Consider the following 21,146-nt stretch of genomic DNA (forward strand, 5'->3'; position numbering starts at 1 on the left):
GGTTACTTCAACAACGCCATTAAAATCGCGGCCACGTGCTGCAGGGCCACATCCTGGCTTCGGCGTTTGTGCCAGGCCAGGTGCAGTGAAAATCCCGGTAGTTCTACGGGGGCAGGGAAGGCGACGAGCCCTTCAGTAAAAGGTATGACCCGGGAAGGCAGCAGGGCCAGCATATCCGATGCCGCCAGCAACTGTGGCACCATCTGGAAATTCGGCAATACCAGCCCGACGCGGCGGCGTAATCCCAACCTTGAGAGTTCCGCATCCACCGGTGTGACGCTTTCCCCTTTCCCCGAGGTGATAATGTGCGGCCAGGCGAGCCAGCGCTCAAGGCTAAACCCGGATGCGGCAGGATGTCCCTCACGCATCGCCACGACATAGTGCTCGTCCATCAACAGTTCGCTGTGAATGTCCGCGGCAGGCTGAGGAAAGACCGAAATAGCGATATCCGTGGTGCCGTTAAGCAACGCTGTTTCAGCCTGTTCCGCGCCAGCCCAGCCCTGAACGATGGGGTCAATCCCCGGGGCCGACTGCTGAAGTTTTTGCATCAACGGCACCAGCACGAACAGCGCCGGGAAATCCGCCATGGTTATCCGCAGTTGCTGCTTAATTTGATGCAGGGGAATCACCGGCGGGTCGATAAGTTCAGTAATGCCGCCCAGCACGGATTTCAGCGGGGCACGAAGAGACTGAGCAAGGGGCGTCAGCCGCATGGTGCCTCTGCCACGCTCCAGCAGTTCGTCGTGAAAAAGATCGCGACAGCGGGCGAGGGCTGCAGAGGTGGCAGATTGCGACAGGCAAAGTCTGTCGGCGGCACGGGTGACGTGCGCCTCGTCGAGCAGGGCGTCCAGCACCACCAGAAGGTTGAGATCAAGCGTTCTTAAATTCATGCAACAGATAATAGATTATCTTGATTATCTGTTGGAGTAATTTTCTGGGCCTCGCCATTATCGTCTCATCAACCCAAGGAGACGCCCCGTGAACAAAACCCTGATTTTACTTTTCCATCCGGATTTGTCCCGTTCCAGCGCCAACGCCGCGCTGGCGCAAGAAGTTGCAAAACTTGAACACGTTGAAGTGGTCGATGTCCAGGCGCTTTATCCTGACGGGATCGACATTTACCGCGACGGCGAGCGCGAAGCGGCCCGGCTACTTGCCGCCGACCGCATTGTGCTGCAGTTCCCGATCCACTGGTACTCCATGCCAGCCATTATGCGCCAGTGGCAGGACGCGGTGCTGACCCGGATGTTCTACCTGCATTACGAGGAGGAGGGGCGAAAGCTGGAAGGAACGCCGCTGTATGTGGCGGTCACCGCCGGTAACGTGGAGGAAGCTTATCGTCCCGGAGGCCGTAATCTTTTTACCCTCGAATCTCTGTTAGCCCCCCTTCGGGCCACGGCAAATCGCTGCGGCCTGACCTGGCATACCCCGTTTGTGGTCTACACTGCCGATAAGCTCGATGCTGCGGGGCTGAAAACGAAGGCAGAAGCGTATGCGCAGGCGCTTACCCGGTGGCGTGAAAATAAATTTTGAATTTTTTAGCAATATTTCTCGCGCTGATTCGTCTACCTCATCACAAGTGATTAGCCGTGACTTTACTGAGGTAAACATAATGAGAGATTTTGATATGCACCGACATGAACACCGCCGCCGTGGATTCTGTGGCCACCGCATGGGTAAGCCGATTTTGCTCTGCGTGGCATTGTTTGTCGCACTCGGCCTGATCGTGATGACGCTGTGGAATGCGGTGCTGCCTGGCCTGCTGGGCGTGAAAGAGATTGGCTTCTGGCAATCTTTAGGCCTGCTGGCGTTGTGCCGCATTCTGTTCGGCGGCCTGGGCTTCCGCCCGGGCATGTTTGGCAAAGCCCGTCGCCGCATGCACGAACGCTGGATGCAAATGACGCCGGAGCAGCGCGAAGAGTTTATGCAGCATCGCCGCGAGAAATTTGGCTTTGGTCACCGCGACCGCTGCGGCTGGCATTCCCGCTGGGATGAGAAAATGGATCCACATCCTCAGCCTCAGCCTCAGCCGCCGGTGCAGCCAGTCCAGCCAGATGAAAACAGCGCTAAAAAACCGGACGCTGAGTGACGACGATGAAAGCCGGAATAGTGGGGGAATCTCTACTGATGGCAGCGCTGGCCGGCTGCCGCACCCGACTGAAAGCGTTTATTCGCGGGAGAACCGCCGGGCGTGAAGACGCCGACGATATTCTGCAGGAAGTCAGCTACCAGCTTATGAAGGTTGAACAGCCGGTGGAGAACGTCGCCGCCTGGCTGTTCCGTGCCGCCCGAAATGAAATGACCGACCGGGCAAGGAAAAAACGCGAGCTGCCTTTGGCGAGCTGGTTTGGCGGAGATGAAGAGGACGATTACCCGGAGGATGAGCTGGCCGAAACGCTGTTCGGGATCCCGCAAACGCCGGAGGACGAGTACCTGAAACAACTGCTGTGGGAGGAGCTGGAGACGGCCCTGTCGGAGCTGCCAGCGCCGCAGCGTGAGGTGTTTATCAAAACCGAGCTGCAAGACTATAGCGTGAAGGAACTGGCGGCAGAGAGCGGCGACACCGTGCAGGCGCTGCTCTCCCGCAAACACAAAGCCGTTCTGTATCTGCGCACCCGGCTGCGCAATGTGTATGACGACCTGGCTGGTCAGTAAGACAGCCCCCGGAGCCGCCCAGGGAAGGGCGATCCGGTTTTTTTAGCCTATCATTCCCCCCAACGCTCCTTGATGTAATTCACCGCCTGCTGGGTTTGGGGCTGGTTAAGATAATTTTCCCGGAACAAAATGGTGCCGTTTATTTGCGGCACGGCGTCGTTCAAATCGAGCTGCTTTTTCAGCTCCGGCACGCCGCCGCTCACCGTCCAGTCTGGCTCATTCTTCGAAGGTTCCCCGACTTTATACAGCGCAATCCCAATATAAAGACGCGTGTGAGTGGGCTTCACTACGTTAGCCCACCAGTTTGCCAGCACGTCGTAGCGGGCGGCACTGCGGGAGAAAGGCCAATAAATCTGCGGGGCAATATAGTCCAGCAGGCCTTTTTGTACCCAGAGACGCGTGTCGGCATAGGACTCGTCATAGGCTGCTGCGCCGCGCGTTTCAGACCCGGCCGGATCGTGGGAGATGTTGCGCCAGACGCCCGCCGGACTCACGCCAAACTCAACGCCGGGCTTAAGCTGTTTGATGGTGCGTGCGACTTGCTCGATAAGTTGCTCAGTATTGTGCCGCCGCCAGTCGGCTTTGGACGCGTAGCCCTGGCCGTAGGTTCTGTAAGTCTGGCTGTCGTTGAGCGTAGAGCCCGGTGATTCGGTATAGAAGTAATCATCAAACTGCACGCCATCGATGGCGTAGTTTGAAACAACTTCGGCGACGATGCTGGTTATCCAGTCGCGCACTTCCGGGATGCCGGGATCAAGCACGAAGCGGTCGCCGGACGTTTTTATCCAGTCGCGATGTAACACATAAACGCTGGCGGGCTGCAGAGAAAGCGTGCGGTTCAGGGCGGCAACTGTGCCTGGCGTGATGTTGGTAGAAACCCGGTAGGGGTTAAACCAGGCATGTACCTTCATGCCGCGTTTATGCGCCTCATCGAGCATAAACTGCAGCGGATCGTAGCCAGGATCTTCGCCAATTGTTCCCGTCAGCATATCTGACCACGGCAAAATCTTCGAAGGCCACAGGGCGGTGGCGTCGGGTTTCACCTGGAAAAATACCGTGTTGATGCCCAATGACTTCAGCTTATCCAGCTTGTCTTTTAACGCCTGCTGCTGCTGGCCGATGCGCACGGCGGCGCTGCTGCCGTTAACGGATGAAACCGGCGGCCAGTCCAGACGGGAAACCGTTGCCAGCCAGACGCCACGCATCGGCTCATGATGTTGTGAAGGGGTCGTCACATTCGGCTTAGTGCCCGGCAAGGGCGTGACGAGAGAAACCGGCGGTTTAGAGGCGCAGCTCGCCAGAAGCAGCGCGGCGGCAAGTATCGCGCCAGGTTTTTTGCCCCTGGCGGCAGAGAAGAAGCGGCTTGAAGTGGCGATGATGTGCTCCAGATTTTGCCAGTCGGTGAACAACAAGCATTTTCATACTATTCGACATCAAGTCAATCTCTAACGCCGTGAAGTAAAGCAGATGCGGACTAACCTTGCTTACGATCAAAATCCTTATTTATCATCACAATAAATAAAACACATTTCGTGTTTTATCCTATTACGCTTGTGCATCATGCCTTTACTGACAGCCTAATCACCCGGTTGCTACTATCCCTGTAGAAATTGTTCATTTTTTATCTGCGTGCCAGCACGCCGTTATTTTATGCTGTGAGAGCAACAAGGTGACCCGTCATGAAGCCTAAAACGCTGTACGATAAAATCATCGATAGCCACGTCATCCGCCCTCTGGACGACCAGGGCAATGTCCTGCTGTATATCGACCGTTCCATCCTCAACGAATACACCAGCCCGCAGGCATTTAGCGGCCTGCGTGACGCCAACCGCAAGGTCTGGCAGCCAAACAGTATCCTGCTCAACGTGGACCACGTTAACCCGACCCGGCCAGAGCGTACGCCAGAAATGACCGATCCGGGCGGCGAGCTGCAGGTTCGCTACTTTGAGTCCAACAGCCGTGATTTTGGCCTTGAGCTGTTCGACGTAATGGATCCACGCCAGGGCATTGAACACGTCGTCGCCCATGAACAGGGGATCGTGCTGCCGGGCATGGTGATTGCCGCAGGGGATAGCCATACCACCACTTACGGCGCGTTTGGCGCGTTTGGATTCGGCATCGGTACCTCTGAAATTGAGCATATGCTGGCGACGCAGACGTTAGCTTATAAAAAGCTAAAAACGCTGCGCGTGACGGTCAACGGTGAGCTGCCGTTTGCCGCGACGGCAAAAGATATTGTCATGCTGCTGATCGCTGAAATTGGTGCCGACGGCGCGACCGGTTTTGCTATCGAGTTCTGCGGCAGCGCCATTGATGCGCTTAGCGTGGAAGGGCGGATGACCATCTGTAATATGGCGGTCGAAGCCGGAGCAAGGGGTGCTTTTATGGCACCTGATGAAAAAGTTTATGTCTACATCAAACCGGCACCGCGTGTACCCAAAGGCGAGATGTGGGAACAGGCGCTGAAATACTGGCGAACGCTCTACAGCGATGCTGACGCGGTGTTTGATAAAGAAGCTGTGCTCGACTGCGCTAACTTAACGCCTCGTGTGACGTGGGGTACCAGCCCGGACCAGGGCGGCGGCATCACTGAATATGTGCCCGATCCTGCCAGTGAATCTAATGCGGCTAAACGCCGTGACATTGAAAATGCGCTGAGATACATGGGACTCACGCCAGGCACGCCGCTGAGCCAAATTCCGATTACCCATGCATTTATTGGCTCCTGCACCAACGGGCGAATTGAAGATCTCAGGGCGGTTGCCGAGGTGCTGCGAGACAGAAAAATAGCGCCGGGCGTGAGGGGAATTATTGTGCCGGGCTCAACGCAGGTTCGCGCCCGTGCCGAGCAAGAAGGTTTAGCTCAAATCTTTATCGACGCCGGGTTTGAATGGCGGCAGTCAGGCTGCTCTATGTGCCTGGCGATGAACGAAGATGTGCTGCAGCCGGGTGACCGCTGCGCCTCCAGCACCAACCGTAATTTCGCTGGCCGCCAGGGGGCCGGGGCCAGAACGCATTTAATGAGTCCAGCCATGGTCGCGGCGGCGGCAGTAGCTGGTCATCTCACCGATGTCCGTCCGTATTTACAGCAGGGGAAGGCGTAAATGGAACCCTTTAACCGCGTCACCGGCGTGGCTGCACCGATGATGGCAGCCAACATTGATACCGATGTGATTATGCCGAAGCAGTTTTTGAAAGGTATCGATCGTAACAATCTGGACCGAGGCGTGTTCTTCGACCAGCGTTTTCTGACCGACGGCTCACCGAATCCTGAGTTTATCCTCAACAAGCCCGCATGGCGGGACGCGCAGTTTCTTATCGTTGGCCCTAACTTTGGCTGCGGCTCCAGCCGTGAACACGCGGTTTGGGGGTTACGTCAACTTGGCATACGGGCGCTGATCGGTACCAGCTTCGCCGGGATATTCAACGACAACTGCCAGCGTAACGGCGTGCTGACCCTGACGCTGCCAGCGGAGGATATCGAGCGGCTGGCGCAGGCGGCAAACAATCCTGAAGCTAACCGCATTACTGTCGATCTCGCCCGGCAGCAGATCGGCGTGGAGGGCAAAGATATTGCCTTTACGGTCGATGAGCTGAAAAAGCATATGCTGCTTGAGGGCCACGATGCCATCAGCTACACGCTGCAGTTTCAGCAGGAGATTCGCGAGTTTGAACAGCGCCATTTTGCTGCGCATCCGTGGCTACTGACTCAGGATTAATTTTCAATGATGAAAGAGAACGCTGACTTTATTTGCGACAGGGGCGAATCACCCTTTATCCCGGGTTTTCAGCTCATGGACGTGGCGCTGGAAAACGGGATTACCCTGCGCGCCGCCGTGGGAGGACAGGGTGAACCGTTAGTTTTACTGCATGGCCACCCGCAAAACCACGTGACCTGGCGTAAAATCGCGCCGGTTCTGGCACAGCATTTCACCGTCATCATGCCGGACATCCGCGGCTATGGCGACAGCGCTAAGCCCGCCAGCGACGAAGTTCACCGCCGCTATTCCAAACGAGAGATGGCGAAAGATATTGTCCTGCTGGTGGCGCGGCTCGGTTTCCAGGACGGTTTTGCTTTTATGGGGCACGATCGCGGGGCGCGTGTCGGGCATCGCCTGGCGCTGGATTACCCGGCTCAGGTTAAGCGCAGCATTTTTATTGATATCGCCCCGACGGCAACCATGTATGCGCTGACGGACAAAACTTTTGCTACCCGCTATTTCTGGTGGTTTTTCCTGATCCAGCCTTCGCCTGTGCCGGAAAAAATGATCGCCGCAGATCCGGCGTTTTTCCTGCGTAAACATATTGATGGCCAGCTTAAAACTCCAGGCGCAACGGAACCTGCAGCGTTTGCCGAGTACCTGCGCTGTTACCAGAATCCCGATACGCTGCGGGCCATCTGCGAAGATTACCGCGCCTCGGCCACTATCGACCTTGAGGATGATGAAGCCGACAAGCATCTGCGCATTACCAGCCCTTTGCTGGTGTTATGGGGGGAGAAAGGCACCGTGGGCCAGCTGTATGATGTCCCCGCGACCTGGCAGGAAAAAGCGCTGGACGTTCGTGGGCGGGCCATGCCCTGCGGGCACAGTCCGCAAGAGGAGTGTCCTGATGTGCTGCTGAGCGCTATTATGCCTTTCTTAACCTGACGCAGAAGATGGCATACCGATGAGCCCCAACGAAACCCCACGCGCCGCCTGGCCGCTTGTTGAAGATTTGAATGTCTTTGTCACCGTGGTGCGCAAAGAAAGCTTTGCCAACGCGGCGGCGGAGCTGGGGCTGTCTCCGTCTTATGTCAGCAAACGCATCGCGCTGCTGGAGAAAAGCCTGGGGATGCGGCTGTTCCACCGCAGTGCCCGCGCGATTCATTTAACGGCCGACGGTCATAAGGCGCTGAGCGGTGCGCTTTCGGTGCTGGAGAGCATGGGCGATTTTGTCTCAGGGCTTGCCGCCTGGCGGGACACGCTGGAAGGCAATATTCAGATGAGCTGCTCGTTTGGTTTTGGCTCAACGTATATGCCGGATGCGCTTTCGGCGCTGGCGGATCGCTATTCGGCGCTAAATATCAAGCTAACGCTGACGGACAGAGTCGTTGATTTGATAGAAGAGGGCGTCGATATAGAAATTCGCGTGGGTGACGATATCAAAGACCTGTATATCACCCGGCAGCTCTCCACCAACAACCGCATACTCTGCGCCGCCCCGGATTACCTGGTAAAACACGGGATGCCAGAAAACATAGCCGATCTTAAAGCCCATAAATGCCTTGTCATTCAGGAGCGTAGCGCGCAGTTCGGTGTGTGGCCGTTAACCAACGGCGAGGAAAGCGTGCAGGCTCACGTCAGCAGCCAGCTTTCCTCCAACAACGGCAGCGTGGTATTAAGCTGGGCGCTGAAGGGTCACGGCATTATTTTGCGTTCCCAATGGGAAGTGCAGCGCTATATTGCCCGCGGTGAGCTGGTGCAGATTTTGCCCGACTGGCACCAGCCCGCCAATATTTGGGCGGTTTATTCCAACCGCACCAGCGGCTCTGCGAAGTTAAAGGTCTGCATTGATTTTCTGGTGGATTATTTCCAGCGCTTTCCACCGGTGAAACTAGCGTGAAATTATTCAACATCAACCTGCCAGTAAACAGGTTGATGTTGTCAGGCTGAGTGTAGAAAAAGCGAGAAACTAAATTCTGATAATTTGAGTAATATGCGGGGCGCCCTGTCCCGGTAATGGCGCATAAATTTCCACTATCGCTTCCCAGACGGCCGTAGACGGCGGGACCGAAGCCTCACAAAGGAAGCGGTAGTTTGTTCCGGCCACGACCTGGGTTTTTACCTTTTGTGGCTCGTAATCCACGCCCAGATGCCCGTTGAGCGCCTCTTCGAACACTTTTCGGTCCTGAGCAGTCAGCGGATGATAAGCCGTCCAGCCGCCAGGCAGCAGCGTTTGTTGTTCCGACATAGTGATACCTCAACAGTGAAATATTTCCTACTCGTTTGGCTTTTCGGATGTCGCCCCATATATTTTATATTGGTTTCTGGAATCCATTTGATCCTGTTAATCTATGGCTGCCTGATGCCTTTCCTGCAAGTTATATTGCCATTATGCAATTTAATATCTTCCTCCCTTAAATTGACGAAGTAGTTAACTAAAAATAAAAAACACTCAGCATTAAAGTTTTTTAATATTTTCACTGGCGGTCTGGCTAATAAATATATGCAGGCATTATTTAATACATAATATAAAAAATATAATAGCTGTTTATTTTCATATTGAGCTGTTTTCATTGCAATAAAACGTTATGATTCCCCGCCGGCGGCGAGTTGTGGCCGTGCATAGCGGGGCAGAGATGATGCAAATGAATGGAATAGCCGCGAAGGTTAATGTCGGTTTCCTCCGGGGGGCAATCCTGACAGGGATCTTTATGCTGGTGGGCTGCGCGCGTTCGGACGCGCTGTGGGGCGTGGTCGATAAGGTTTGCATGACTAACTATCAGCATACTAGCAACCCGGCGCCGTGCCAGCAGATCTATATGCCTGAAGGGAAGGCCCAGGGTTTTAGCGTTATCCAGAACCCGCGCTACCTCTACCATTTTATTCTTGTCCCCACAGCAAAGATGACCGGCATTGAAAGCCCGGCGCTGGCAGCAGCGGGGCGCACGGACTATTTCGGCTATGCCTGGCTTATGCGTCGTCTTTTAGACTGGCAGTATGGCGGCCCAATTCCCGACGATAAACTTGGCCTGGCGCTTAACTCGGCTTATGGCCGCAGCCAAAACCAGCTTCATATTCATCTGACCTGTCTGCGGGAAGACGTCAGGCGTCAGATGCTGGCAGAACGTCCCTTTATCACGGAAGAATGGCGCCCCTTGCCCGATAAACTCCTGCGCTACACCTGGTATGCGAGACGGGTGATGCAGCCGACGGTGATGGGAATTGACCCTGTTCACAGCGTCGCCAGCTATTTTCATTTATCGCCGGAACAGCTGGCAGAGTGGGGCGTGGCCGTCATTCCAACCGCTTACGGCGATCAAAAAGGGTTTATTTTGCTCACCACGAAGCGAGGCTGGGATCGCAATAACCGGGCCTCGGTGGAAGCGCTACTGGATAAAGAGTGTGCCATTTTACCGCCCATATCTTCCCGCTGATGTGCCATATGAGTAATGTCGGGATCGGACAACCTGAATGTTGTAAGGCATAAGCATTAATGGGATCATGATAATTAGATCCCATTAGAAAGAGCACGTCTGCGCCGCGATGGCTATCGAGTAAACAGGTGGGTGCCAACGGACAAGCATCCGGTAAGTGCAAAAATAGATGAATATACCATCAGGGTAATTAACGATTTCATAGTCTCTCTGGCACTTAAAAAAGGGATACGCAGCCGCTTAGCGCAGCTATAGAACATAATACTAATACCCAAAACATCAATTTTCGATACATCAGCACGTCTCCCACCTCATATGAATTTTTCTTAGCATGTCAGAGATACATCAAGAAAATGTCAATGAATAATGGAGCAATAGTCAAGGCCCCATGCACGAGGGGAGACCATCGCATGTCATCCTGGGCAGGCAATATAACGCCGTTATAAGTTGGAAAGCCGACAAGAAGCTTATGGCCAGTAAATAAAGGCAAGCATACACAATGCAATAATCAGTACAACACTCAAATACACCCATAAATATAAACTGTTATTAGCTTGCATATTGCTATTTACGTTACTTATATTCACAGGTTTTTTCGGTGCTTTCTCTGCCGGTACACGCGCAGTCATGATGACAGGTTTGGAGCTAATCCGGCGAGGCAGCTTCACCAGAGTCGTTCTGGTGGACCGAGACCTGATGGCCGGGTTTTCCTGTGCCAGAATGCTGGATTCTCTCTAACGCCTTAATGGTGCGCATAATGTATATTATGTTAAATTCAATTCATTACTCATTGAGTTCATAACCGGCCACAGACCACGACTAATCATACACTTACCTATCCCCCATCTTCTACTTACCGGACGTTATGCTTCCCGCTTCTGATCTGTCGTCAGTACTTTCGGCCCAAAGCCACCTGTAGCGCCTCTTTACCAGCATGGCTTCGGCGAGTAGCTTCTTGAGGCGATCGTTCTCTTTAATGAACACATCTAATAAACCCTAGCTGATTATCCCATCTAATCGAATAAATCAGTTTGCGTTATGCTTTTCCAACACAACAGCTGAAGGATTACGTCATGCAAACGGTAAAACTGAACAACGGGATTGAAATGCCCCTGGTTGGCTTTGGTGTGTTTCAGATGTCTGATGCCGCTGAATGCGAAAGAGCCGTTATTGATGCTATCGATACGGGATACCGCCTGATCGATACCGCCGCGTCATACCAGAATGAAACCCAGGTCGGGAACGCTCTGAAGCAAACTGGAATCTCCCGTAGCGAACTGTTTGTCACAACCAAACTCTGGCTACATGATACGAATTACGAAGGCGCTAAAGCCCAATTCGAACGCTCCCTGAATCGACTGCAGCTGGATTACGTTGACCTGTACCTGATTCACCAGCCTTACGGCGATGTCCATGGAGCCTGGCGTGCTATGGAAGAACTGCAGCAGGCAGGCAAAATTCGCGCTATCGGTGTCAGCAACTTCCATCCTGACCGACTGGCCGATCTTATCGCCTTCAACAAAGTTATCCCTGCGGTGAACCAGATTGAAGTTAACCCCTTCAACCAGCAGCTGCATGCCGTTCCATGGAATCAAAGCCGTGGCATTCAGCCGGAAGCCTGGGCCCCGTTTGCTGAGGGTAAAAATGGTCTGTTCCAGCATCCCGTTCTAACGGCAATTGGGCAGAAGTACGGCAAAAGCGTGGGCCAGGTTGTGCTGCGTTGGATCTTCCAGAGAAGCATCATTTCACTGGCGAAGTCTGTGCGCAAAGAACGTATGGAAGAGAACATCAACATTCTCGATTTTGAACTCAGCGCTGAAGATATGCTGCAAATTTCCGCCCTCGACACCGCAACCAGCGCCTTCTTCTCTCACCGTGACCCGGCAATGGTGGAATGGCTGACTGGCCGCCAACTTGATGTTTAAGCCGCGATAAAGAGGTATTCATTCAATGCAAAAACGTTATCTGGGTCAATCCCGACTCGAAGTCTCCGCACTTGGGCTTGGTTGCATGGGCTTAAGCCACGGCTACGGCCCGGCGACCGATACCCGACAGGCTATCGAGCTCATTCGCGCTGCGGTTGAACGTGGCGTCACCTTCTTCGATACCGCTGAAGTGTATGGCCCTTTCCTTAATGAAGAGGTTGTCGGTGAAGCCTTAAAACCGTTTCGTAACCGCGTGGTTATCGCCACCAAGTTTGGTTTTAGTTTTGGCGAAGACAACAAGCAACAGATTTTAAACAGCCGACCGGAGCATATCCGTGAAGCTGTGGAAGGATCGTTACGCCGTCTCAAGACTGATGTTATTGATCTGCTATATCAGCATCGTGTCGATCCGGATGTCCCAATTGAAGATGTTGCAGGTACCGTAAAAGACCTGATCGCTGAAGGCAAAGTTAAACATTTCGGCCTGTCCGAAGCCGGTGCGCAAACCATTCGTCGTGCATATGCCGTACAACCTGTCACTGCCCTACAAAGCGAATACTCAATGTGGTGGCGCGAGCCTGAGCAGGAGATCCTGCCATTACTGGAAGAACTGGGCATTGGTTTCGTTCCCTTCAGCCCATTAGGCAAAGGCTTCCTGACGGGATCAATTAAGCCAGGAATCACTTTTGCTAAGGATGATTACCGCAGCACCGTGCCGCGTTTCGCCGGGCAGGCGATTGAAGCCAATGAAAAGCTGGTCTTATTGCTGGGTGAGCTGGCGGCAGAGAAAGGCGTGACGTCCGCGCAAATCGCGCTGGCATGGCTGCTGGCACAAAAGTCGTGGATTGTTCCTATCCCTGGTACCACCAAACTGCACCGGCTGGAGGAAAACCTGGGGGCTGCCGACATCATTCTTTCGCAGGATGACTCACGTCAGATAACGCAGGCGCTTGAAACCATTAAAATCGTCGGCGAACGATACTCCCCTGAACATCAGGCTCGAGTGGGCCGTTAATACCCGGACGGGGCCGCTGAAATTGGCGGCCCCGTTATTCCTGGTAGCGAAGTGCATCAATCATCAGCGCAAAAGCGGGCGGATGCTGCTTACGGCTCGGGTAGTAGAGGTAATATCCGGGGAAAGATGGACACCAGTCCTGCAGAACCTGAATAAGCTCTCCTGCCTTTATATACTCCTGCACTCTGTCTTCAGGTATACAGGCGATACCAAAACCGGATAACGCCGCATCAATTCGTTCCGCCTGCAGATTAAAGGTTACCTGCCCTTCTACTCTGACCCGTAACGGTTTCCCTTCCTTCTCAAACTCCCAGTGGTAAAGCCCACCGGCTGTCGGCAGACGCATATTGATGCACCGATGATTTTGTAGCTCGTGCGGCGTTTCAGGTGCAGGATTTTCAGCGAAATAAGACGGCGCCCCTACCACAGCCATTCTCATATCCGGCCCAATTCTTACCGCAATCATGTCCTTATCCACGCTTTCACCCAGGCGTATCCCGGCATCAAAACGCCCCTCAACAATATTGACAAAGCCGTTATCAACCACCAGTTCGAGATTAATTTCTGGATATTCCCTGAGGAAGGGTTTTAGCTTCGGCCATACCACACTTCGCGCGGCATGCTCCCCGGCAGATAAACGGATATTGCCGGAGGCGGTGCCGTTCAACTGAACCAGTGATTCCAGTTCCTGCTCCAGATCGGCAATGCGGGGTTCAAGGCAGGCAATAATTCTCTCCCCGGCTTCTGTGGGAGCAACGCTTCGGGTCGTGCGGGTCAGAAGGCGGATATTCAGCCTTTCCTCCAGGACCTTTATCGCGTGGCTGAGTGCAGACTGAGAAACCCCCAGTTTACCCGCTGCTTTGGTAAAACTTCGCTCCCTTGCCACCACAAGAAAGATTTGCAGTTCGTTGAAGTTTTCTTTTAGCATCGACGATTTCCTTATGGAGGCATTCCCTTCATCGCACCCTCATGAAGGGTGTTCATAGACACAATTATTTTAGCCCTTATTGCCACAACTACTAGTTTTCGGAGGGTCTCTTCCGTCGATACCTGAGCTGAAGGTCCGCTGCGAGCGATAAGCAGACCTAGAGAAAAGCGTGACATTTATCATGAAATTAGAAAGTCAAGTTCATGAACCGACAGTCGCAAAATAGTTAAATTCAATCCATGGGTCTATTACTTGGTGGTTCTGTGGAGCCGCCACGACAATCAGCATATTGTGATTTTTGAGATACCTCCCTTTTCTTACGTTAGGTACTGCTTTACCGTTAAGCGCTGAGCCTGGCTCAGATGCCGGAACTATTCAAAGTTACACGTCGCACTCCTTGTGCGTGCTCACCTCTCGCCACAGCGCAGATAACCAGGTCAGCGAATCATCGATCAGCATCCGCTTTTCGCTCCCAGGCCGCCAAATCGTCACCATAGTCTGGCTAATACCTTCATTGCCCACCACCGTGGGAATAGCCATAACATTTTTCCAACGCACCGCCTCAAAATGAGTCGGTAAAAATCCCCATCCACACCCGGCTTCCATCAGGCTACGCAGCATTTCAAGCTCATTGGCCACAATGATATTCCCGGAGATTTGCAGCCGCCGCGCCATTGGTACGTCGCTTGTGGAGTGCATCACCACCTGTGGCGTCAAAGAAAGGTCAAGCAGTGAACACGGACGTTTGGCCTCTTCAAACAGCGGCTCTGCGGCGTAAAAATCCATGTCGATGGCCCCGAGCGCACGCCACTCCATGTCGCTGCCGACGCTGTGATTGTTGGCCTGAAAGAAGCCCAGATCGACCTCCCCGCTCGCCAGCGCTTTTTCGCCTTCCGCGCGCGAGGTGCATCTCAGACTCAGACGGATCCCCCGCGTCGCCATCCGCGTAATTAATGCCTTCAAAAAACGGCGGGGTGTAAAGGGGTCGTAGGCGACGCCCAGCTCCTGAACCTCCGTTGACGGCACCTGACGGGCAAACTGATCGAATGCTCTTGCCTGACGCAACAGCAGGTGCGCCTGGCGATGAAGCTGTTCGCCTTCTGCTGTCAGCTGCAGCGATCGCCCCTGGCGGGCAAACAGCGGGTAGCCAAAGCTATCTTCCAGCAGATCGATAAGATCGCGCAGCGTGGTGCGATCTTTCTCCAGCTTCATCGCAGCTTTCATCAGACTGCCGTGTTCCGCAACGGCAGTGAAGGCTTCCAGTTGAGAAAAAGAGTAAGACAATGACGGCACGTTGGGCTCCTTTTGCCGTGTTTATGGGGGATTATCCCCCATTACGCGTTTTTTATTATAGTGCCGTCATTTTTATACTGCATCCATCCCGTCATCCCGCCGGGACAACATGTCTATGGGTTTAACTTAAATAGAGAACGCTATGATTAATAAACATAAATCCTTGCCTGCAAAGTACTGCCTTCTGGCAGGTCTGGTGGCTGGTGCATTCCTCTCCTCTCCCGTAATGGCAGCTTGTGAAGGCACCGAACTCACCGCCTGCCCGGCCCCTTTTGATGCAAAACTTCCCGATACCAAAACGATGCTGAGCTGGGATCAAGCCGAGCGTGTTATCGGTTTTCGTAACGATTACCGTAATTATCAGGGCGATGTTTTCCACCACGGCAAATCCGTGCCGTTAGCGATGGCTGAAAAACCACTGACGCAGGCTCGCTATCAGGTCAACGGCAAACCGTGGACGCTACAGGATTATATTAAACGCCAGAACGTCAGCGGTATGCTGGTACTGAAGGACGGTAAAGTTGCCTGGAAATATCTTGGTGAAGGCAATACCGACACCACACTCTGGACCTCTCGTTCTGTGGGGAAATCGGTGGTGTCTACACTCGTGGGTGTGGCCTTAAAAGAGGGAAAAATCCACTCAATGGACGATCTGGTCACGCAGTATGAACCTGAGTTGAAAGGCACCGCCTGGAACGGCGTGACGCTGAAACAGTTGATTCAACACACCTCTGGCGTGGCGTGGAATGAAGATTACGCCAATCCGCAGTCTGACTTCGCCAAACTCACGCAGTGTGAAGCGCACGCGGGTACCTATGACTGCGTCCGCTCGCTGGTTTCTGGTCTGAAACGCGCCCACCCAGCGGGTGAAGTGTGGTCTTACTCCTCCGGCGGTGCATGGCTGCTGGGCGATGTGCTGGAGCGCGCAACGGGTATGACGCTTGCTACCTACCTTGAGAACAATATCTGGCGGCCGTACGGTATGGCGAACGATGGTGTATGGCATGCCTATACCAAAAACCAGCATGATGTTGGCGCACACGGCTTTAACGCCACGCTGGAAGATTGGGGACGTTTCGGCGAATTCGTACTGAACAATGGCCGCCTGCCGAACGGTAAGCAGGTTCTGCCGGAGAACTGGGTTGCCCAGTCGGCCGACTGGAACAGAGCGAAAAACTCCGTCTCTGCGGCGCATCCACAGGGGCTGTATGGCTATCAGTGGTGGAATAACGAAGTGCCTGCCAACGCTAAAAACGTGGAACCAACACCGCAGGATTCGCTGAAAGGCTCCATGTGGGCGCTGGGGATTTATGGGCAGATGATCATGGTCAACCGTGCGGAAAATCTGGTGATCGTCCAGTGGTCAACCTGGCCGCAGGCGGAACCGTCGTTCAGCGCCCAGCCGCTGGAAGCTTCGCTGATGTTCAGCGCTATTGCGAAGGCATTGCATTAATCATCGGAGATAACCACGCCAGAAATGCACCTTAAGCTCTGGCGTTTTCAGTGAGGGATAAGGGTATCCTCTGGAGGGAAAGGATACCGCCCAACATCTTTTCAGTTGGCGAAGTGAAGATTGTCTAAGCCGTATTCCTTTTTTGACAGCATCCCAGTGCATCTGAATTCACGCAGGTAATGCAAATGGATGGTCAAGAAATCGCTACTTATCAGCCCTTGCAGACCATCATGGCTTTAGCCTCGTCTACAGTTAACTTATCTAATTCTCATCGAATAAATCACCCCATGAGCTTTTCGTTAAGGACTCACCTGTTCGCCCGCCTTCGGTTATTGATTTCAGTGGCTGCCGGCGTCGTTTGTTACTTCGCCCTTCCCGCTCAGCTTGGCACGCTGCAGCGGCTGTTGATCGGCTGGAATGTTTTGGCCTGGCTTTACCTGATTTTTATCTGGTTCCGCATGCTGCGAACGGAAGTCTGCGACATCCCGAGAATAGCCAGGGTACAGGATCAAAGCGCCGCGCTTGTGTTGAGCCTGCTTATCTTTGCCTGCATGGCCAGCCTCGTGGCGATTATGAGCGAACTTCCGTCGCTGCGTTCTTTGTCCGGAACCCCGCTTGTGCTGCATATTTTACTGACGGCAATGACGCTGGTCGTCTCCTGGACGTTGCTGCCCAGCGTTTTCGCGATGCACTATGCGCATCAACATTATTTGCATCGCAGCAAAGAGATAACCCCGATGATCTTTCCTGATAAACCGAAAGATCCGGATTACTGGGATTTCCTTTATTACTCTTTCACCATCGCCGTGGCCGCACAAACAGCTGATGTGGCAACCGGCACAACCGGCATGCGTAAAATAACCCTGCTGCAGTCAGTTATCTCTTTTATCTTCAACCTGGCGATTCTGGGACTTTCCGTCAACGTGGGCGCCGGGTTGCTGAGTTAATACCTGGGACTGGCTGTCATCTCGTGAATAGCACACAAAACAGGCTATAATTTAACCAGTGACGCTCTGTGTAAAGGTGAAACACAATGCCTAATCCCTTTGATGCCTGCATGTCTATCGCGCTGATTCTGGGTGCATTACATGAAATGGGACTGATTCCCTGGTAATGCGCTTTATATGCCGGTGGTTTGCTGCAAAAAACGATGGCAGGAAATTGACAGCTGGTTGAATCTCATTAAGGTGAGAGGGATATTTTACGCCGTGCTGGCCAGATCCCAGGAACCCCATGAACCCTTCGCTTCAAACTTTTGTCGGAAGTTTGCTCCAGGATGATAAAACGCTAGTTGCCTCTTACGATCTTGAGTCTTTGCCTTTTGAGCTGAAGCGCAGTCTTCATCTTCAGGCTTTACGGCAGCCCGGCATTTTTAACTATGCTTTACGTCCCTTTTCTCTCGACTATAGCCAGATCCAGCGACTCTGTATTATCAACGGCATGGGCGTCACGCTCGGCGATTCGCTGATCGGGATTGCGGCGCTGCACGCTATTAAAGCCATAAATCCCAAACTTCATCTGACGGTGCTGCGCCCTCACACCTGCCAGTCTTATGTGGAAGAGATTTATCGGCTTGCGGGGAACATGATCGATGAGCTGCATTTCATGCCTCAGGAACTGGCTTCCCTGGAGGGATATGATGCGCTGATTGACGCGGGGAACCAGCTTTTCCGGGAGGATTTCGCCACTCAGGAAATGCACGATTTCTTCTTACGCCACCTGGGGATTGCCCCTGAGACTGTACCCGAAGAGATAAAAGCTAACCGCTGGCTACGCGACGGAATGCCAAAGCAAACTTCCCCCCTGCAAGGTCGTTACGTCCTGTTCAATCACCGCGCCAGCACGCCGCTTCGCGATATCCCGGCTGACGTGCTGGTTGATTTAGTCGAGCATATCTATCGGCAGCACGGTCTGCCCGTGGCAGGCTTTGGAAAAATAGATCACCCGCAGTGCATCGATCTTTCTTCTCATTCCCGGACAACGTCTGACTACATCGCCATTATTCGTCACGCCAGTAAAGTCTATACCTGTGATTCGTCGGCCCTGCATATTGCCGCCGCCTTTGAGGTGCCTACGACGGCTTATTTTAACGCCATCAAACCGTCGCTGCGGGCCGCGTATTACCCGCAGTGTGAAAGCGTTGATCTGGGTACTGAGCGCTCGGCGCTCCTCCACCAGAGCGAAGATAGCGAGTTGCTAAAAGCGATAGAGGATAACTACCGGCGTTATCTGGCTGCCTTGTAATGTCTGATAAGCTGGCCGTGAATGACGGCCTGCCCCACGCTATTTATTGATGCCAATAACCAGCACGGTTGATTTCTTACATTGATTATCCTGGCAAATACCGGAGAACCAAATCTGCCCTTTGCCGATCGCCAGCCCCTGATAATTCGCAAAAAGATCCTGATATTTCTGCGCGTTAACCACCGCCACCAGATCCGGCGTAAAAATGGCGTCATAGTTTTTAATGAACTGCTGCGGCGTTTTGATCTGCACTTTTTTACCCGCCAGCGCGATCTTTATCAGATAGGAAATTAGCTTTGCCACTTCCGCTTTATTCTGCGCGGCAATCTGCGTTTTAAAATTATCAAAAAACGCATGATAGTTTTCATGCGAGCTGAATAACTTATCTAAATTCGCGTCCATTGCCTGCTCGGTGGCGGCCCACAGAGTGCCAGACCAGATCAGGGAGGAAGCCAGACACAGCCTGGCGAGTAGCGACGTAAACCTCATATAAACCACCTCTTGCCTTAAATATCATTGAATTATCGTATTTATAGAATTTTAACTTTTCAGTCTGAAACACGCTTTAAGTGTTAATAAAGCGGCAGGCGTTCCCTCGACGGCATCATATATGATATAATTTTGACCAATCCATTGATTTTAATTAAAAGTAAACAAATTGTATTAATATGAAACAACTTCTCCTGGCGCTGTGCCTTTTCACTCCCTTCAAAATGTCTCTGGCGTCCGTCAGCGGAAATTTCGACGTGAGAATGACTATACTTCCTAATCCGATGCCACCTAAAGTAACTAAAGTAAAACTTTCAGCAGATACGGTGATGATCGTTAATGAATGGTAGGATTTCATTCATCAAGTCGTGTCCGGGATGCACATCCGCTCCCATAAAAAAGCCGCTCACGGTCTCCCGCAGCGGCTTTTTTTATGACTGATTCAGGCTATTCTCCCGGACCTGGCTTATCGACTCTCTGCCCGACGTCTATCCGGTTCCCGTCCGGGTCGGCAAACACAAACGTCCGCAGGCCGTACTCTTTATCCTGAAGCCCCTTCACGATCCTGGCCCCTGCCTGCTGACAGAGAGCAAACAGCGCCCCGATGTCATCAACCAGAAGATGGGCCACCGGAAAATGTGCGGCCTTATGCTGAGGCTGGAGCGTCAGATGCAGCTCACTTGCCCCCTGCTGGAGGATAACAAACCCAACGGGTTCGCCGTTCTCGAAACGCTTCGTGAAACCTAAAACGCCCACGTAAAACGCCAGTGCGGCAGGCATATTTTTGACTGGCAACGTCGCTGCAATGCGGCCAAATCCAACTGCTGAAGGCATAATCATCCTTATATTTAAGAAACGAGCCCATCGCGCAGACGGTGCCGCAGCCATGCGTTTCTTTGTTGATGCCGGACGGTGCCAGAGTGGCCCTTATCATAAACGCCAGCCTCACCCTGCACCAGCGTTCGCTAATGAGAATAATGTCGCAGACAAACGCGGCGTTCCCCCTATGAAGACAGATCGCCTGCCCTTTGTCGGCAGATGTTTAGTACCAGCTGCCGAAGCCAGCGGTGCGCGAGGTCTGCCTCTGAACGCGGGTGCCACATTTGGGACACAGTAATGGCTCTCGTCTTCACCGGCAGCTCAAACATTGCCAGCCTCGCGTTCTCTCCCTCAACCGCCAAAACCGGCTGATTCAGCAGGAAAGAAGCAGGCACCAGCGCAATGAGATCGGACGCCTGCGCGACCTTTAGCGACGCAGGAAATGACGGCACTATGGCGGCAATTTTGCGCGTCAGCCCTCTTTCATCGAGGGCATCGTCTACTGGCCCGCGAGTTGAACGGAGACGCCGGGAGGCCACCACGTGCCCGTACGAAAGATACTGCTCGACGGTAACCTCAGGCAGAGCGGCCAGAGGATGACCGACGCGCACCACGCCAACAAACCGATCGCGGAATAGCGCCTGGAGCCGTATCTCTGGCCCCATTTCACCCACGACGCCGATTTCGAGATCGACCAGGCCCTCACGCAGATGCCGGGGACCTTTTTCAGGTTTGGAGATGAAGCACAGCTGCACCCGAGGCGCTACAGCCGCCGCCGCAGTGATAAGCGCAGGCGCAAAGGCTTCGATAAAACCATCGTTGGCCCGGAGGATAAACGTGCATTCCAGGGTTGAAAGCGTTAGCTCTGCCGTGGACGGGCTCAGCAAAGCCCGAGCCTCCAGCGCCGCGTTTCTCGCCCGCTCGCGAATCGCTTCGGCATAGGGCGTCAGCACCATATTTCTGCCCGCTCTGACCAGGAGCGGATCGCCGATTGCAGCCCGCAGGCGGCTCAGCGTGCGGCTCATCGCCGACGCGCTGAGTCCGAGGCGTCGCGCGGCGCCGGCCACGCTGCCTTCCGCCAGAAACGTATCCAGCGCCAACAGCAAATTCAGATCGGGGTCATTCATTCAGGCATCCTGTAAAGAGATATGGCGTCTGGTACAACTATTATCTGCATATGATGCGTC

Annotated in this window: 21 protein-coding genes; 13 read left to right on the plus strand and 8 right to left on the minus strand. The window is 53.5% G+C overall.

The genetic code is table 11. The features are described from left to right. Positions 1-2 precede the first annotated feature (2 nt). Entirely contained in the window at positions 3-890 is an 888-nt protein-coding gene (locus A936_RS14175; RefSeq protein ID WP_008458951.1) for a LysR family transcriptional regulator, read from the minus strand. An 88-nt stretch (positions 891-978) separates the two neighbouring features. Between A936_RS14175 and A936_RS14180 the strand changes: the two genes are divergently transcribed. The 3 genes from A936_RS14180 to A936_RS14190 all read left to right on the plus strand — a co-directional run bounded on the left by A936_RS14180 (position 979) and on the right by A936_RS14190 (position 2,655). Further along, the gene (locus A936_RS14180) at positions 979-1,533 is read left to right on the plus strand and encodes an NAD(P)H-dependent oxidoreductase (protein WP_008458953.1); all 555 of its coding nucleotides are present in this window, start codon (positions 979-981) and stop codon (positions 1,531-1,533) included. A 79-nt stretch (positions 1,534-1,612) separates the two neighbouring features. After that, a complete protein-coding gene (locus A936_RS14185) occupies positions 1,613-2,089 on the plus strand; it encodes a hypothetical protein (protein WP_008458955.1) in 477 nt (158 codons plus the stop codon). Positions 2,090-2,094: 5 nt separating this feature from the next. Further along, a complete protein-coding gene (locus tag A936_RS14190; protein WP_034809284.1) occupies positions 2,095-2,655 on the plus strand; it encodes an RNA polymerase sigma factor in 561 nt (186 codons plus the stop codon). Between the two features lie 50 nt (positions 2,656-2,705). Here A936_RS14190 and A936_RS14195 read toward each other — a convergent pair whose 3' ends face one another. Further along, positions 2,706-4,031, minus strand: coding sequence for a glycoside hydrolase family 10-like protein (locus A936_RS14195; RefSeq protein WP_442892832.1), 1,326 nt, complete (start codon positions 4,029-4,031; stop codon positions 2,706-2,708). Positions 4,032-4,334: 303 nt separating this feature from the next. Between A936_RS14195 and leuC the strand changes: the two genes are divergently transcribed. From leuC to A936_RS14215, 4 genes are read left to right on the plus strand one after another with little or no spacing between them, the layout of a single operon-like run. Then, positions 4,335-5,759 carry a 3-isopropylmalate dehydratase large subunit gene (leuC, locus tag A936_RS14200; protein ID WP_008458961.1) on the plus strand — a complete coding sequence of 475 codons (1,425 nt, stop codon included), beginning with the start codon at positions 4,335-4,337 and terminating at the stop codon, positions 5,757-5,759. Further along, a complete protein-coding gene (leuD, locus tag A936_RS14205; RefSeq protein WP_008458963.1) occupies positions 5,760-6,374 on the plus strand; it encodes a 3-isopropylmalate dehydratase small subunit in 615 nt (204 codons plus the stop codon). Positions 6,375-6,380: 6 nt separating this feature from the next. After that, complete coding sequence (locus tag A936_RS14210) at positions 6,381-7,304, plus strand: alpha/beta fold hydrolase (RefSeq protein ID WP_008458965.1); 924 nt, start codon at positions 6,381-6,383, stop codon at positions 7,302-7,304. A gap of 19 nt (positions 7,305-7,323) precedes the next feature. Continuing rightward, on the plus strand, positions 7,324-8,259 hold the full coding sequence (locus A936_RS14215) for a LysR substrate-binding domain-containing protein (RefSeq protein ID WP_008458967.1): 936 nt from the start codon (positions 7,324-7,326) through the stop codon (positions 8,257-8,259). Positions 8,260-8,328: 69 nt separating this feature from the next. Here the strand turns inward: A936_RS14215 and A936_RS14220 are convergent, their stop codons facing one another. Next, positions 8,329-8,607, minus strand: coding sequence for a cystatin family protein (locus A936_RS14220; protein ID WP_008458969.1), 279 nt, complete (start codon positions 8,605-8,607; stop codon positions 8,329-8,331). A gap of 463 nt (positions 8,608-9,070) precedes the next feature. Between A936_RS14220 and A936_RS14225 the strand changes: the two genes are divergently transcribed. The 3 genes from A936_RS14225 (at position 9,071) to A936_RS14235 (ending at position 12,733) form a co-directional block, all read left to right on the plus strand. Next, positions 9,071-9,793: a CDP-diacylglycerol pyrophosphatase gene (locus tag A936_RS14225; protein WP_008458971.1), complete on the plus strand. Its 723-nt coding sequence runs from the start codon at positions 9,071-9,073 to the stop codon at positions 9,791-9,793. A gap of 1,073 nt (positions 9,794-10,866) precedes the next feature. Continuing rightward, positions 10,867-11,718: an aldo/keto reductase gene (locus A936_RS14230; protein ID WP_008458974.1), complete on the plus strand. Its 852-nt coding sequence runs from the start codon at positions 10,867-10,869 to the stop codon at positions 11,716-11,718. A 25-nt stretch (positions 11,719-11,743) separates the two neighbouring features. Continuing rightward, on the plus strand, positions 11,744-12,733 hold the full coding sequence (locus tag A936_RS14235; RefSeq protein ID WP_008458976.1) for an aldo/keto reductase: 990 nt from the start codon (positions 11,744-11,746) through the stop codon (positions 12,731-12,733). 34 nt (positions 12,734-12,767) lie between these two features. Here the strand turns inward: A936_RS14235 and A936_RS14240 are convergent, their stop codons facing one another. Both A936_RS14240 and A936_RS14245 read right to left on the minus strand, forming a co-directional pair. Continuing rightward, complete coding sequence (locus tag A936_RS14240; RefSeq protein WP_008458978.1) at positions 12,768-13,661, minus strand: LysR family transcriptional regulator; 894 nt, start codon at positions 13,659-13,661, stop codon at positions 12,768-12,770. A 381-nt stretch (positions 13,662-14,042) separates the two neighbouring features. After that, entirely contained in the window at positions 14,043-14,954 is a 912-nt protein-coding gene (locus tag A936_RS14245) for a LysR family transcriptional regulator (RefSeq protein ID WP_008458980.1), read from the minus strand. Between the two features lie 142 nt (positions 14,955-15,096). Between A936_RS14245 and A936_RS14250 the strand changes: the two genes are divergently transcribed. The 3 genes from A936_RS14250 (at position 15,097) to A936_RS14260 (ending at position 18,651) form a co-directional block, all read left to right on the plus strand. Beyond that, positions 15,097-16,407, plus strand: coding sequence for a serine hydrolase domain-containing protein (locus A936_RS14250; RefSeq protein WP_008458982.1), 1,311 nt, complete (start codon positions 15,097-15,099; stop codon positions 16,405-16,407). Positions 16,408-16,694: 287 nt separating this feature from the next. Next, positions 16,695-17,354 carry a DUF1345 domain-containing protein gene (locus tag A936_RS14255; RefSeq protein WP_008458984.1) on the plus strand — a complete coding sequence of 220 codons (660 nt, stop codon included), beginning with the start codon at positions 16,695-16,697 and terminating at the stop codon, positions 17,352-17,354. Between the two features lie 286 nt (positions 17,355-17,640). After that, positions 17,641-18,651 carry a glycosyltransferase family 9 protein gene (locus tag A936_RS14260; protein ID WP_008458986.1) on the plus strand — a complete coding sequence of 337 codons (1,011 nt, stop codon included), beginning with the start codon at positions 17,641-17,643 and terminating at the stop codon, positions 18,649-18,651. Between the two features lie 39 nt (positions 18,652-18,690). On the opposite strand, the gene A936_RS14265 is transcribed toward A936_RS14260, so the two are convergent. The 3 genes from A936_RS14265 to A936_RS14275 all read right to left on the minus strand — a co-directional run bounded on the left by A936_RS14265 (position 18,691) and on the right by A936_RS14275 (position 21,086). Continuing rightward, positions 18,691-19,140, minus strand: a complete 450-nt coding sequence (locus A936_RS14265; protein WP_008458988.1) for a hypothetical protein — start codon at positions 19,138-19,140, stop codon at positions 18,691-18,693. 447 nt (positions 19,141-19,587) lie between these two features. Further along, positions 19,588-19,974, minus strand: coding sequence for a VOC family protein (locus A936_RS14270; protein WP_052154801.1), 387 nt, complete (start codon positions 19,972-19,974; stop codon positions 19,588-19,590). 170 nt (positions 19,975-20,144) lie between these two features. After that, a complete protein-coding gene (locus tag A936_RS14275; RefSeq protein ID WP_008458992.1) occupies positions 20,145-21,086 on the minus strand; it encodes a LysR family transcriptional regulator in 942 nt (313 codons plus the stop codon). Positions 21,087-21,146: the final 60 nt, after the last annotated feature.

This window comes from Enterobacter sp. Ag1 (assembly GCA_000277545.1).
In the GTDB taxonomy this organism is placed as follows: Bacteria; Pseudomonadota; Gammaproteobacteria; order Enterobacterales; family Enterobacteriaceae; genus Cedecea.